The sequence below is a fragment of the Kitasatospora sp. NPDC058046 genome (assembly GCF_042885595.1).
Taxonomy (GTDB): Bacteria; Actinomycetota; Actinomycetes; order Streptomycetales; family Streptomycetaceae; genus Kitasatospora.
The window spans coordinates 62,006-75,499 of sequence record NZ_JBHVRS010000016.1 but is presented as its reverse complement, the minus strand read 5'-3'; the positions used below and the strand labels follow the sequence as shown (position 1 = coordinate 75,499).

The 13,494-nt window shown below is 72.6% G+C and carries 11 protein-coding genes; 7 read left to right on the top strand and 4 right to left on the bottom strand.

All coding sequences use genetic code 11. The annotated features are described in order from the left end of the window. Positions 1 to 34: 34 nt before the first annotated feature. Complete coding sequence (locus ACFVU7_RS28495; protein ID WP_049654484.1) at positions 35 to 1,081, bottom strand: ABC transporter permease; 1,047 nt, start codon at positions 1,079 to 1,081, stop codon at positions 35 to 37. Beyond that, entirely contained in the window at positions 1,078 to 2,097 is a 1,020-nt protein-coding gene (locus ACFVU7_RS28490) for a sugar ABC transporter substrate-binding protein (RefSeq protein WP_049654482.1), read from the bottom strand. Before ACFVU7_RS28490 ends, ACFVU7_RS28495 begins: the two co-directional genes overlap by 4 nt. 362 nt (positions 2,098 to 2,459) lie before the next feature. Here ACFVU7_RS28490 and ACFVU7_RS28485 point away from each other — a divergent pair, with 362 nt between their 5' ends. Then, positions 2,460 to 3,542 carry an esterase family protein gene (locus tag ACFVU7_RS28485; RefSeq protein ID WP_241853029.1) on the top strand — a complete coding sequence of 361 codons (1,083 nt, stop codon included), beginning with the start codon at positions 2,460 to 2,462 and terminating at the stop codon, positions 3,540 to 3,542. Positions 3,543 to 3,626: 84 nt separating this feature from the next. Here the strand turns inward: ACFVU7_RS28485 and ACFVU7_RS28480 are convergent, their stop codons facing one another. Next, positions 3,627 to 5,237: a PucR family transcriptional regulator ligand-binding domain-containing protein gene (locus tag ACFVU7_RS28480; RefSeq protein ID WP_074004317.1), complete on the bottom strand. Its 1,611-nt coding sequence runs from the start codon at positions 5,235 to 5,237 to the stop codon at positions 3,627 to 3,629. A gap of 299 nt (positions 5,238 to 5,536) precedes the next feature. On the opposite strand from ACFVU7_RS28480, the gene ACFVU7_RS28475 reads away from it, so the two are divergent. From ACFVU7_RS28475 to ACFVU7_RS28450, 6 genes are all read left to right on the top strand, one after another. Further along, positions 5,537 to 6,424, top strand: coding sequence for an FAD binding domain-containing protein (locus tag ACFVU7_RS28475; RefSeq protein ID WP_388047889.1), 888 nt, complete (start codon positions 5,537 to 5,539; stop codon positions 6,422 to 6,424). Continuing rightward, entirely contained in the window at positions 6,421 to 6,909 is a 489-nt protein-coding gene (locus ACFVU7_RS28470) for a (2Fe-2S)-binding protein (protein ID WP_049654030.1), read from the top strand. The genes ACFVU7_RS28475 and ACFVU7_RS28470 overlap by 4 nt, the downstream gene beginning before the upstream one ends. After that, entirely contained in the window at positions 6,906 to 9,272 is a 2,367-nt protein-coding gene (gene pucD / locus ACFVU7_RS28465) for a xanthine dehydrogenase subunit D (RefSeq protein ID WP_198959433.1), read from the top strand. Before ACFVU7_RS28470 ends, pucD begins: the two co-directional genes overlap by 4 nt. A 291-nt stretch (positions 9,273 to 9,563) precedes the next feature. After that, positions 9,564 to 11,063, top strand: a complete 1,500-nt coding sequence (locus tag ACFVU7_RS28460; RefSeq protein WP_388047887.1) for an NCS2 family permease — start codon at positions 9,564 to 9,566, stop codon at positions 11,061 to 11,063. Between the two features lie 134 nt (positions 11,064 to 11,197). Further along, on the top strand, positions 11,198 to 12,421 hold the full coding sequence (locus ACFVU7_RS28455; RefSeq protein ID WP_388047885.1) for an XdhC family protein: 1,224 nt from the start codon (positions 11,198 to 11,200) through the stop codon (positions 12,419 to 12,421). A 100-nt stretch (positions 12,422 to 12,521) separates the two neighbouring features. Further along, positions 12,522 to 12,815: a hypothetical protein gene (locus ACFVU7_RS28450; RefSeq protein WP_049654035.1), complete on the top strand. Its 294-nt coding sequence runs from the start codon at positions 12,522 to 12,524 to the stop codon at positions 12,813 to 12,815. Positions 12,816 to 12,834: 19 nt separating this feature from the next. Here ACFVU7_RS28450 and ACFVU7_RS28445 read toward each other — a convergent pair whose 3' ends face one another. Continuing rightward, on the bottom strand, positions 12,835 to 13,455 hold the full coding sequence (locus ACFVU7_RS28445; protein WP_117492615.1) for a LysE family translocator: 621 nt from the start codon (positions 13,453 to 13,455) through the stop codon (positions 12,835 to 12,837). Between the last annotated feature and the right edge of the window lie 39 nt (positions 13,456 to 13,494).

Sequence of the window (13,494 nt, the reverse complement as noted above, 5' to 3'; positions counted from 1 at the left end):
TCCGTGTTCGTCGCGGCCCCCGTGAGGTCCGTGTTCATCGCGGCCCCCGCTCGGCCCGGCGCTTGACGTAGGCGTTCAGCAGCGCGGCCAGCAGCAGCATCGCGCCGAGGAAGAACTTGAACCAGTCCGGGTTCCACTGGGCGTAGATGATCCCCTTGCTGGCCATGCCGAAGATCAGCGCGCCGAGCGCGGAGCCGACCACCGAGCCGTAGCCGCCGGTGATCAGGCAGCCGCCGATGACCGCCGCGACGATGTAGATCAGCTCGTTGCCGACGCCCTCGCCGGACTGCACGGTGTCGAAGGAGAACAGCAGGTGCTGGCCGAGCACCCAGGCGCCGAAGCCGACACCCAGGTACAGCAGGGTCTTCGTCCGGGCGACCGGCACGCCGACCGCGCGGGCCGCGTCCGCGTCGCCGCCGACCGCGAAGATCCAGTTGCCGAAGCGGGTGCGCAGCAGCACCCAGCTGCCGACCACGAGCAGGCCGAGCCACCACCAGACGGTGGCCTTGACGGTCAGCCCGCCGACGGTCACCTCGGAGGCGAACAGCCAGCGGCAAGCGGCGAAGCCCTCCATGTCGGAGATCGACTTGGTGGAGACGGTGCCGGAGATCGCCTTGGTGACGCCCAGGTTGGCGCCGGTCAGCATCAGGAAGGTGCCGAGCGTGACGATGAAGCTGGGCAGCCTGGTGCGGCCGAGCATCCAGCCGTTGAACCCGCCGATGGCCAGCGTGGTCGCCAGCGAGACCAGCACGCCGACCCAGGTCACCGCAGTGAACTGGTACGAGACCATCGAGGAGGTCAGCGCGGCGGTGGTGACCAGCACGCCGGCCGACAGGTCGAACTCGCCGCCGATCATCAGCAGCGAGACCGGCACCGCCATGATCCCGATGGTGGAGGCCGCGTACAGCACGGTGCCCAGCGAGGAGACCCGCAGGAACGGTTCGGCGACGACGGCGAAGACCGTGAAGACCGCGACGGCGGCGATCAGCGAGCCCAGCTCGGGGCGGGCGAGAAGCCGCCGCAGGGCCGGTGGACGGCCGTCGACCAGGCCGTCGTGGGCGAGGAGGTCGGGGGTGCTCACCTGGTCCCCCTCGCGACGTACTCGGCGAGCGCGTCGGCGTTGTCCTTGGTCAGGATCTGCGGACCGGTCTCGACGGGCTTGCCGCCGCCGAGCATGTTCAGGTTGTACTTGTACAGCCAGACCAGGTCGACGCCGGTGTAGCCCTGGAGGTAGGGCTGCTGGTCGACGGCGAAGCCGACGCTGCCGGACTTGAGCCCGGACACCACCTGCGTGCCCAGGTCGAAGGTGTCCAGTTCGACGGTGCGGTGAGCGTCCTGGACGGCCTGGAGGCCGGTGGCGGCCATCGGGCCGGAGAGGGTCAGCACGGTGTCGATGGACGGGTCGGCCTGCAGCTTGGCGGAGATCGCGGCGCGGGCGTCGGGCATGTCGACGCCGTTGACGTAGAGCACCTGGAAGGCTCCGCCGGACTTGGACTGGGCGCCGGAGCAGCGCTGCTCCTGGCCGACGTTGCCCTGCTCGTGGATCACGCAGAGCACGTTCTTGCGGCCGCGCGAGGCCAGCTCGGTACCGGCCGCCTGGCCGGCGGTGGACTCGTCCTGACCGATGTGGGTCAGCGCGCCGAACTTCTGCGAGTACTCCTGGCCGGAGTTGATCGTGATCACGGGGATGCCGGCGGCCTTGGCCTTGCCGAGGACGTCCGCCATCGCGTCGCCCTTGGCGAGGGTGACCAGCAGGCCGTCGACCTTCTGGTCGATGGCGGCCTGGACGAGCTGGACCTGGTTCTGGGTCTGCGCGTCGTTGGAGTACAGGAAGGTGATGTTGTCCTTGGCGGCGGCCTGCTCGGCGCCCTTGCGCACAGTGTCCCAGAAGGCGTCGCCGGCTCCGGCGTGGGTCACCATGGCGACCTTCCAGCGCGGAGTCGAGACGGCGCCGCCGCCGGTGGCCGCGGCCTTGGCGCGGGCCTCCTCGGCGCGTCTGCCTCCAGTACTGCTGCAACCGGCCACGGCGACCGCGAGTGCCAGGACGGCACACGCGGGCCAGAGGCGGTGGGACGGGCGAAAGCGGGTGATGCTCATCCCCATAGTCTCCCTGCCCGTGCCGCGCGGTATCGCACCGCCTCGCCCGGCAGCGCGAACGGCCTGGGAGGTAAGGTGCCCCGGGGGACCTTTCCTGGTAGTTCGCTGAACATCTGGTCCGGACGACGTCCGTTCGGGTGGCAGACTAGGCGCCGATCCGAAGGCGGTTCATCACAAGAAAGTGATGTTCCTCTCAGGTTCCGCACAGATTCGGACGGCAACCGATCACCGGTCCATCGCCGTCTGATGCCATTGACGTGCGTTCGGGCGAGTGGGCCCCGGGCGGCGTGCGACCCGGATACGAGAACTCGATGGAACTGACAGGTACGCCATTCTTCCTCCTCACCGTCATCCTGGTGCCGGTGTCCATCACAGTGGCGTTGCTGTTCTGGGGGAAGGTCGGCGGCCCGCAGCCGGTACGCTACCTCACCCGGATCGTCATGATCATGTTCTGCCAGGTCACCGCCGTCCTGATGGTCTTCGTGATGGTCAACAACGCCAACCTGATCTACGGCAACTGGGACGACCTGCTCGGCACCGGCAACCACGTCCGCGCGGTGCCCGTGGTGGCGCCGGTCGACCCGGCCGCGGCCGCCGCCGGCGGCCAGGGCGCCGAGCCCGCCAAGGAGCCGCAGAAGGTCAAGCAGAGCTTCGGCGGCGTGAACGACCCGCTCGTCCCGAACGACGTGCAGCGGACCGAGCTCAAGGGCCAGGTGTCCGGGGTCGACGGCGAGGTGCTGGTCTGGCTGCCGCCGCAGTACAACGACCCGGCGTTCAAGGACAAGAAGTTCCCCGTGGTCGAGCTGATCCCGGGCTACCCCGGCTCCTCCTCCACCTGGTACGGCACCCTCAAGGTCTCCGAGCAGCTCAAGCCGCTGATGCAGCAGGGCAAGGTCGCCCCGTTCATCCTGGTCTCGCCCCGCACGAAGCTGCTGAACAACCAGGACGCCGGCTGCACCGACATCCCCGGCAAGATCAACGCCGACGCCTGGGTCACCCGCGACGTCCCGCAGATGGTGCTGGACAACTTCCGCGCGGACCCGTCCGCGGACCGCTGGGCGATCGCCGGCTACTCGGCCGGCGCGCACTGCGCGGCCAAGCTGTCGCTGGCCCACCCCAACCGGTACCGGGCCGCCATCGCGATGTCCGGCTACAACGACCCGGCCCAGGAGCCGGACTCCCTGGTCGGCAAGGACGCCAAGCTGCGCGAGGCCAACAACCCGGTCAACATCCTGAAGACCGCCCCGCAGCCGCCGAAGGTCGCCCTGCTGGTCAGCGGCTCCAAGGGCGACGGCTACGAGGACGGCGAGGCGATCCGCGCCGCGGCCAAGGCCCCGACCACCGTCCAGGTCGAGGAGGGCACCGGCCCGCACACCACCGAGCAGTGGAAGAAGATGGTCCCCGCCGCCTTCCAGTGGCTGACCTCGGTCATCCCGGTCCAGTAGGCCGGCCGGCGACAGCGAACCGTACGGGAAGGGCCCGCCGCGACCGAGGTCGCGGCGGGCCCTTCCGCTTGTCCGGACGCGGCGTCAGGCCAGCTCCAGCGCCAGGTAGAAGTCCACCCGGTCCTCCAGCCGGGAGAGGTCACGCCCGGTCAGCTCCTCGATCCGGCCGATCCGGTACCGCAGGGTGTTCACGTGGACGTGCAGTTGGGCGGCGCAGCGGGTCCAGGAGCCGTCCGAGCGCAGGAAGGCCTCCAGGGTGCGGACCAGGTCCGCCTGGTGCTCGATGTCGTACGCGATCACCGTGTCCAGCAGCCGGCTGCGGAAGGCGCGGCGCACCTCGTCCGGGACGGCGGCCAGCAGCAGGACGTGCGAGGCGAGCTCCTCGGGGCCCGCGACACAGACCCGGCCGACCCGGGAGGCGGCGATCCGGCGGGCGTGCCGGGCCTCCTCCAGGGCGCCGCGCAGGCCGCCGGCCCCGGCCGCGGGGGCGGAGACGCCGAGGGTGATCCGGCCCTCCGAGCCGAGCCCGGCCTCCAGCGGGGCGAGCAGTTCGCGCAGGGCGTCGGCGGGCACCGGGGCGTCCAGGACGGGCAGCACCACCACGGCGCCGGTGCCCGTCCCGGCGACCAGGGCGCGGTCGGAGGCGCCGCCGAGCGCCTCCTCCAGCACCGCCCGTACGGCGCCCTCCGGCAGGCCGGTGCCCTCGGCGCTGAGCACCAGCCAGGAGCCGTCCTCCGCCTGGGACTTGGCCCCGGGGCCCTCGTAGCGGGCGGCCATCGCCGAGGAGGCGTACAGGGCGCGGCCGACCTCGGCCGGGTCGGCGTCGCGGCGCAGCAGGGCGAGCAGTTCGTCGGCGAGGCGGCGGCGCAGCCGGCGGCCCTCGTCGCGGCGGTGGCGCTCGGCGGCGACCAGCCGGGCCAGGTTCTCGGCGAGCTGCTGGCGCTTGGTGGTCCACTCGGTGACGTCGCCGGCCACCGCCAGCACCCAGTCGGCCAGCAGGCCGCCGCCGGCCGGCGGCTCGTCGTGCTCGGCGGAGGCCGGGGCGGGCAGCAGCGAGAAGGAGCCGGCGGCCAGCCGGGCCCGGTGCGGCGGGCGGCGGCGCTGGCGCTGGGCGGCGAGGTGGGCGCGGACCAGCTGGTCGCGGTCCTGGGCGGAGAGCCGGTCGGCGGGGCCGGCGATCACCGCGCCGGTCGGGGTGAGCACCCAGCAGTCCAGGTCGAGGTCGCCGCCGAGCAGGTCGAGCACCGCGTCCAGTCCGCCGCCGCCGGCCGCCGAGACCAGCAGGCGGTGCCGGTCGACCAGGGCGGCGAGGTCGGCGGCGCGGTCGGCGGAGACCTGGCGGCCGATGAACTCGGTGACGGTGCCGAAGGCGATGTCGTCGGGGACGGCGAGCAGCGGCATCCGGTGCCGGCGGCAGGCCTCGACCAGGTCCTCGGGCACCGGGCCGACCTCGGCCTCGCCGGCCGCCAGGGCCACCGCGCCGCCGGCCGCGAGGGTGCGGACGAAGCGCTCGGAGTCGGCCGGGACGGTGCGCCAGAGCATGCCGGTGAGCACCAGTTCGCCGCCGTGCAGGTAGCGGCCCGGGTCCTGGAGGTCCGTCGTCATCACACCGCTGACCTGCCGGTCCAGCTCTTCCTCGGCCGCGAGCAGGCGCAGTCGCGGGGCGCCGGGGGCGAGCAGGTCACGGACGCGCATCCGCGGACTCCTTAACGGGGGCTTGGGGGGAGGGTGAAGGGGTAACGATAGGGCCTGTCCGGCCGGGCGTCCGCCCGGGTCCGTAGCCCGCGCGTCACGGCCGGATTACGGTCGTAGGTAGCACCCGGCGGACACCTGGGCTGCGAGGTTCTCCTCCTTAGAGGAACGTACAGGATGCCGGGCGGGCTCACAGCCGGGGCTTCATGCCATCGGTGACTGCCAGCGGGCCGCGTCGCGGCGGTTCACTGGGCGACACGCCGCCGGGCACCCGGCGGGCGACGACTTGAGGAGACACCCGCATGGAGTTCCTTCGGCCCGCCACCTGGGACGAGGCACTCGCGGCGAAGGCCGAGTACCCGACCGCGCTGCCCGTTTCGGGCGGCACGGACGTCATGGTCGAGCTGAACTTCGACGTGCACCGGCCATCCGCGATTCTCGACCTGAACCGCATCACCGAACTCGCCGAATGGTCGAACGACGGCGAGGTGGTGAGGCTCGGCGCCGCGGTCCCGTACGCCCGGATCATCTCGGAGCTGTCCGGTCCGCTGCCCGGGCTGGCCCTGGCGGCCCACACCGTCGGCTCGCCGCAGATCCGCAACCGCGGCAGCGTCGGCGGCAACCTCGGCGCGGCCTCCCCGGCCGGCGACTCGCACCCGGCGCTGCTCGCGGCCGGGCGGGACGTGTTCGTCGAGGCGGCCTCGGTGCGCGGCACCCGGCTGATCCCGATCGACGACTTCTACGTCGGGGTGAAGCGCAACCTGCTGGAGGCCGACGAGCTGATCCGGGCCGTGCTCATCCCGGTGGCGGACGGGCCGCAGCAGTTCTCGAAGATCGGGACCCGCAACGCCATGGTGATCGCGGTCTGCGCGTTCGGCTTCGCCCTGCACCCGCGGAACGGGACCGTCGGCACCGGCATCGGTTCGGCCGCCCCCACACCGCGCCGCGCCGTCGAGGCCGAGGAGTACCTCCAGGGCGTGCTCGCCGAGCGCGGGCTGTGGGAGTCCGGGGAGCTGCTGGGAGCCGAGGTGGTCCAGCGCTTCGGCGAGCTGGTGAAGGCCGCGGCCTCGCCGATCGACGACGTCCGCGGCACCGCCGACTACCGCCGGCACGCGCTCGCCGTGATGGCCCGCCGCACCCTCACCTGGACCTGGAACGACTACGGCAAGCAGATCAGGAGCGCGGCATGAAGGTCACTTTCACCGCCAACGGCAGGCCCGTCGAGGCCGACGACGTGTGGGAGGGCGAGAGCCTGCTGTACGTGCTGCGCGAGCGGGTCGGCCTGCCCGGCTCGAAGAACGCCTGCGAGCAGGGCGAGTGCGGCTCCTGCACCGTCTACCTGGACGGCCTCCCGGTCTGCTCCTGCCTGGTCGCGGCCGGCCAGGTGCAGGACCGCGAGGTGCGCACGGTCGAGGGCCTGGGCACGGAGGACGGCGAACTGGGCCTGGTCCAGCAGGCGTTCGTCGACGCCGGCGCCGTCCAGTGCGGCTTCTGCACCCCCGGCCTGCTGGTGCAGACCGACGCGCTGCTGGCCGAGGACCCGCAGCCGAGCGACGACGACATCCGCGAGGCGCTGTCCGGCAACCTGTGCCGCTGCACCGGCTACGAGAAGATCATGGACGCGGTGCGGCTGGCCTCGGCCCGCACGTGCGCGGGGACGGAGGGCGCGGCATGAGCGCGCGGACCATCCAGGGGCAGAAGAACCTGCAGAACATCAACCAGGCGGCCAAGGACGGCATCGGCGGCTCGCCGCTGCGCCCGGACGGCAACCTGAAGGTCCGGGGCGAGTTCGCCTACTCCTCCGACCTGTGGCACGAGGACATGCTCTGGGGCACGGCGCTGCGCTCGCCGCACCCCCGGGCGAACATCCTCTCGGTGGACGTCTCCGAGGCGCTCAAGGTGCCCGGGGTGTACGCGGTGCTGACGCACGAGGACATCCCCGGCTCGAAGTACTACGGCCTGGAGATCCAGGACCAGCCGGTCCTGGCCATCGACCGGATCCGCTACCACGGCGAGGCGATCGCGCTGGTCGCCGCCGACCACCCGGAGACGGCCCGCCGGGCGGTGAAGAAGATCGCGGTCGAGTACGAGGTGCTCACCCCGATCGTCACCGAGGAGCAGTGCCTCGACCCGGAGACGTACGGGTACGTGCACGAGCCGCACGAGTACAAGTCCCACGCGTACGGCAACATCTGCCACGAGCAGCGGCTGGTCTCCGGCCGCGGCGTGACCGACGAGGTGCGGGCGCTGGCGGACGTGGTCGTCAGCGGCGACTACGAGGTCGGCATGCAGGACCAGGCCTTCCTCGGCCCGGAGTCCGGCCTCGCGGTGCCCGCCGAGGACGGCGGCATCGACCTCTACATCGCCACCCAGTGGCTGCACGTCGACCGCCAGCAGATGGCGCCGGTGCTGGACCTGCCGGAGGAGAAGGTCCGGCTGACCCTGGCCGGCGTGGGCGGCGCGTTCGGCGGCCGTGAGGACCTGTCGATGCAGATCCACGCCTGCCTGCTGGCCCAGCACACCGGCAAGCCGGTCAAGATCGTCTACTCCCGGGACGAGTCCTTCTTCGGCCACGTCCACCGCCACCCGGCGCGGATGCACTACGAGCACGGCGCCACCCGGGACGGCCGGCTGGTCTACGCCGACTGCCGGATCGTGCTGGACGGCGGCGCGTACGCCTCCGCCTCCCCCGCCGTGGTCGGCAACGCGGCCTCGCTCGGGCACGGCCCGTACGTGATCCCCAACGTGCGGATGCACGCCATCGCGCTGTACAGCAACAACCCGTCCTGCGGGGCGATGCGCGGCTTCGGCGCGGTGCAGGCGGCGTTCGGCTACGAGTCGCAGATGGACAAGCTGGCCGCCGCACTGGGCATGGACCCGGTGGAACTGCGGCAGCTCAACGCGATGTCCGAGGGCGACTTCATGCCCACCGGCCAGCAGATCGACTCCCCCGCGCCGGTGGCCGAACTACTGCGGCGGGCCAAGGAGATGCCGCTGCCGCCGCCGCTGGACACCGAGCACCTGGACGTGCGCCGGCTGCCCGGCGCGCTGTCCAACACCTCGCACGGCGAGGGGATCGTCCGCGGCGTCGGCTACTCGGTCGGCATCAAGAACGTCGGCTTCTCCGAGGGCTTCGACGACTACTCCACCGCCCGGGTGCGGCTGGAGGTGATCGGCGGCGAGCCGGTCGCCATGGTGCACACCGCGGCGGCCGAGGTCGGCCAGGGCGGCGTCACCGTGCACGCCCAGATCGCCCGCACCGAGCTGGGCGTCGAGCAGGTCACCATCCACCCGGCCAACACCGAGGTGGGGTCGGCCGGTTCGACCTCCGCCTCGCGCCAGACGTACATGACCGGCGGGGCGGTGAAGCTGGCCGCCGAGGCGGTCCGCCGGGAGCTGTTCGACAAGGGGCGCCGGCGCTACGGCTGGACCCACGACGACCTGGTGCTGGCCGACGGCAAGGTGGTGTCGAAGAGCGCCGGCGCGCTGGTCTCCATCGTCGACCTGCTCGGCGACGAGGCCGTCGAGCAGACCCGCGAGCACCACCACCGGCCCACCCAGGCCTTCGACAAGGAGACCGGCCAGGGCTTCGGCCACGTCCAGTACACCTTCTGCGCCAACCGCGCGGTGGTGGACGTGGACGTGGAGCTGGGCCTGGTCAAGGTGGTCGAGCTCACCGCCGTCCAGGACGTCGGCAAGGCGCTCAACCCGCTCTCCGTGGTCGGCCAGATCCAGGGCGGCTGCACCCAGGCGCTGGGCCTCGCGGTGATGGAGGAGATCATCGTGCGGGAGGGCAAGGTGCGCAACGCCTCCTTCACCGACTACCTGATCCCCACCATCCTGGACACCCCGCCGATCCCGGTGGAGGTGCTCGAACTGCCCGACCCCAACGCCCCGTACGGGCTGCGCGGGGTCGGCGAGGCGCCGACCGTCTCGGCGACGCCGTCCATCGTGGCCGCCATCCGCAACGCCACCGGGCTGGCGCTCAACCGGATCCCGGTCCGGCCGGAGCACCTGACCACCGAACGGCCGCTCTGACGGCCCGAGTTCGTCCTCCCCGGGGCGGCGACCGTCTTCCCCGCCGCCCCGGGGACCCTAGGGCGTCCCCGCCACCCCGGAGGCGTCCCCGTACACCCGCTGCCCTGCCCACGCCGGGGCCCGCAGCGGTGCGCACCACCCTCTGATGCACCACACCCTCTGATGCACCGCGGGCACTCCCCCGCTGCTCATGAGTGCCCCCGTGAGTCGATACGTCCCCCTACGCCGCTTCGTTGACCGGCGGTCAGGTCGGCTCGCCCACCCCAACCCCCTTTGACACTTGGGATGGACATGACCAGAATCCCCACGGAGCCCGGCACCACCGAAGACAGACCCGCCGAGGACGGACCCGCCGGGAACGAACCCGGCACGTCGCCCCAGGAAGCCCCGCGCCCCACCGGCGCACTGGACGCCTACTTCAAGATCTCGGCCCGGGGATCGACCCTCGCCAACGAACTCCGCGGTGGGGTCACCACCTTCATGGCGATGGCGTACATCATCCTGCTCAACCCGCTCATCCTGAGCGGCGCGGACGCCACCGGCGCCAAACTGGACCCCGCCGCGCTGACCACCGCCACCGCGCTGGCCGCCGCCGTCACCACCGTCCTGATGGGCCTGGTCGGCAACGTGCCGCTCGCCCTCGCCGCCGGGCTCTCCGTCTCCGGCGCGGTCTCCGCGCTGGTCGTCCCGCACACCACCTGGGCGCAGGCCATGGGCCTGTGCGTGATCTACGGCCTGCTGATCGTGCTGCTGGTCGTCTCCGGGCTGCGCGAGCGGATCATGAACGGCATCCCGCTGCCGCTCAAGCACGCCATCACCATCGGCATCGGCCTGTTCGTCACGGTGATCGGCCTCTACAAGGCCGGGTTCATGCACACCGGCGGCCCCACCCCGCTCTCGCTCGGCCCGACCGGCGAGCTGTCCGGCTGGCCGGTGCTGGTCTTCTGCGTCACCCTGCTGGCGATCTTCGTGCTGATGGCGCGCGGCGTCCGCGGCGCGATCCTGCTCGGCATCGCCGGCGGCACCGTGCTCGCGGTGATCGTCAACCGGGCCGCCCACGTGCCCGCCGGGGCCTGGCGGAACTCGGTGCCGGTCTGGCCCGGCAGCCCCGTCTCCGCACCGGACTTCGGCCTGTTCGGCCACGTCGACCTGTTCGGCGCGTTCGGCGGCCACGGCATGGGCGCGATCAGCGCCTCGGTCGCCGTGTTCACCCTGGTGCTGGCCGGCTTCTTCGACGCGATGGCCACCATCATCGGCGTCGGCACCGAGGCCGGACTGGCCGACCGGCACGGCCGGATGCCCGGACTGTCCAAGGCGCTGTTCATCGACGGCGCGGGCGGCGCGGTCGGCGGCCTGGCGGGCGCCTCCGGGCAGACCGTCTTCGTCGAGTCCGCCACCGGCGTCGGCGACGGCGCCCGCACCGGACTCGCCTCCACCGTCACCGGCGCCCTGTTCGCGCTGATGCTGTTCTTCTCGCCGATCGCCGGGATCGTCCCGGTCGAGGTCGCCTCGGCCGCCCTGGTCGTGATCGGCTCGATGATGATGAGCCAGGCCCGGCACATCGACTGGTCCGACCGCGAGGTGGCCGTCCCGGCCTTCCTCACCTGCGTGCTGATGCCGTTCACGTACAGCATCACCGCGGGCGTCGCGGCCGGCGTCATCTCGTACACCGTCATCAAGGCCGGGCTGGGGCGCTGGCGCGAGCCCGGGGTGCTGATGTGGATCCTCACCGCGGTGTTCGTGGTGTACTTCGCGATCACCCCGGTCAAGTCCTGGCTGGGCGTGCACTAGGCACCCGGGCGCCTTCGCCCTGTTCGCGCCCGCGTCGGGCAGGACCGCCTCGGGTGCCACCGCCGCCGTACGGGATCGTTTCCCGTACGGCGGCGTCTCCCGCTACTGTCGAAACCGTGTAAGGAGCCTCCCCCATGCAGGACATCGCCGAGCAGCTGCGGGCCTGGCACGCGTCCGGGCGCTCCTTCGCCGTGGCCACCGTGGTCGGCGTCTCCGGCAGCGCTCCGCGCGACCCCGGGGCGGCGCTGGCCGTGGACGCGGACGGCGAGGCGGTCGGCAGCGTCTCCGGCGGGTGCGTCGAGGGCGCGGTGTACGAGCTGTGCCGGGCCGCCCTGGCGAGCGGCGAGCCGGTGCTGGAACGCTTCGGGTACAGCGACGAGGACGCCTTCGCGGTGGGTCTGACCTGCGGCGGCGTCCTGGACGTGTTCGTCCAGCCGGTGGTGCCGGGGGCCGACGCCGGGCTGGACACCGGGATCGCGCACATCGCGGCCGGCACACCGGTGGCCCTGGTCCGGGTGATCGCCGGACCGGGCGGGGCGGGCGGACCGGGCGGGCTGGTCGGGGCCACCCTGGCGGTCACCGCGGACGGCGTGGCCGGCGCGCTCTCACCCACCCCCTCGACGGTCGGCGCCCTCGAGCGGGCGATCGTCGTGCGGGCCCGGGCGATGCTGGAGGCCGGACGCACCGGTCGGCTGGTGCTCGGCCTGGACGGCCGCCCCTGCGACGAACACGGCCGGGGCACCGTCACCTGCTTCGTCGAGTCGTACGTGCCCGCGCCGCGGATGCTGGTGTTCGGGGCGATCGACTTCGCGGCCGCGGTGGTGCGGATCGGCAAGTTCCTCGGCTACCACGTGACCGTCTGCGACGCCCGGCCGGTCTTCGCCACCGCCCGCCGCTTCCCGGAGGCCGACGAGGTGGTGGTCGACTGGCCGCACCGCTACCTGGACTCCCAACTCGGCCGGATCGACGGACGCACCGTGCTCTGCGTGCTCACCCACGACGCCAAGTTCGACATCCCGCTGCTGGAACGCGCCCTGCGACTGCCGGTCGGCTACGTCGGCGCGATGGGATCGCGCCGCACCCACCGGGACCGCGCCGCCCGGCTCCGCGAGGCGGGGCTCACCGAGGCCGAACTGGCCCGGCTGCGCTCCCCGATCGGCCTGGACCTCGGCTCCCGCACCCCGGAGGAGACGGCGGTCTCGGTCGCCGCCGAGATCGTCGCCCACCGGCGCGGCGGCAGCTGCCTGCCACTGAGCGCCTCGGACGGGCCGATCCACCACGACCTGTCGCGCACGGAGACGGAGGGTGACGGGGGCGGCGCGGCCGGCGGCCCGGCACCCCGCACCCACGCGGCCTGAGCCGGGAGCGGCTCCGGCACCGCTCACGTTGCGTGGCCACCGGCGCGGCGGGAGGCTGGAGTTGCGGACTCGCCCCGAGCCCGGGGAAGGAGCGGGCACCATGCGCGCCCTGCTGGAGGTCGAAATCGACACCGCGGCCTCGAACAAGCTGATCAGCGACGGAACGATGGCCGAAGGGGTCCAGCGCATACTGGCCCAACTGAAGCCGGAGGCGGCCTACTTCCTCAACCGCAACGGGAGCCGCGGCATGGTCATGGTCGTCGACGTCCCGGACGAGGCCTCGCTGCCGTCCATCGCCGAGCCGTTCTGGACCCAGCTGAACGCCACCGTCGACCTGCACATCTGCATGAACGCGGACGAACTCATGGAAGGACTGAAGCGTCTCGGCCGCTGAGCGGCCGGGCCGTCCCGCCTCAGTCGGTCAGCGCCAGCTTCACGCCGAAGCCCACCACCACGGCGCCGGTCACCCGGTCCATCAGCCGCCGGGCGGCCGGCCGGCGCAGCCAGCCGCGCAGCACCCGGGCGAAACCCACCAGGACGGTCGACCAGAGCAGGCCCTCCACGACGTGCACGCAGGTCAGCGCCACACCGGCGGCGAAGTGCGGGACGCCGACCGGGATGAACTGCGGCAGCACGGCCACGTAGAAGACCCCGACCTTGGGGTTCAGCAGATTGGTCAGCGTGCCCCGCCGCCAGCCGTGCGCGAACCCGCCGTCCTCCGGCTCCTCCTCGGCCGCCGCCTCACCGCCCCGGTTGCGCAGCATCCCGATGCCCATCCACACCAGGTACGCCGCGCCCGCCCACCGCAGGACCTCGTACGCCACCTGCGAGGCGGTGAGCAGCGCCGTCACCCCGGCCGAGGTCAGCGTCCCCCAGATCAGCGTCCCGGTCTGGATCCCCAGCACGACGCCCCACGCCTGCCGGCGCCGCCCCAACGCGGAGGTCCGCAGGACCAGCGCCGTGTCGAGCCCGGGCGTGAGCGTGAGCAGCCCCACGACGAGGGCGAAGGACCACAGGGCCGTTGTCATCTCCATGGGCCTCGATGCTCTCACAGCCCCGGAGGGACCTCGTCA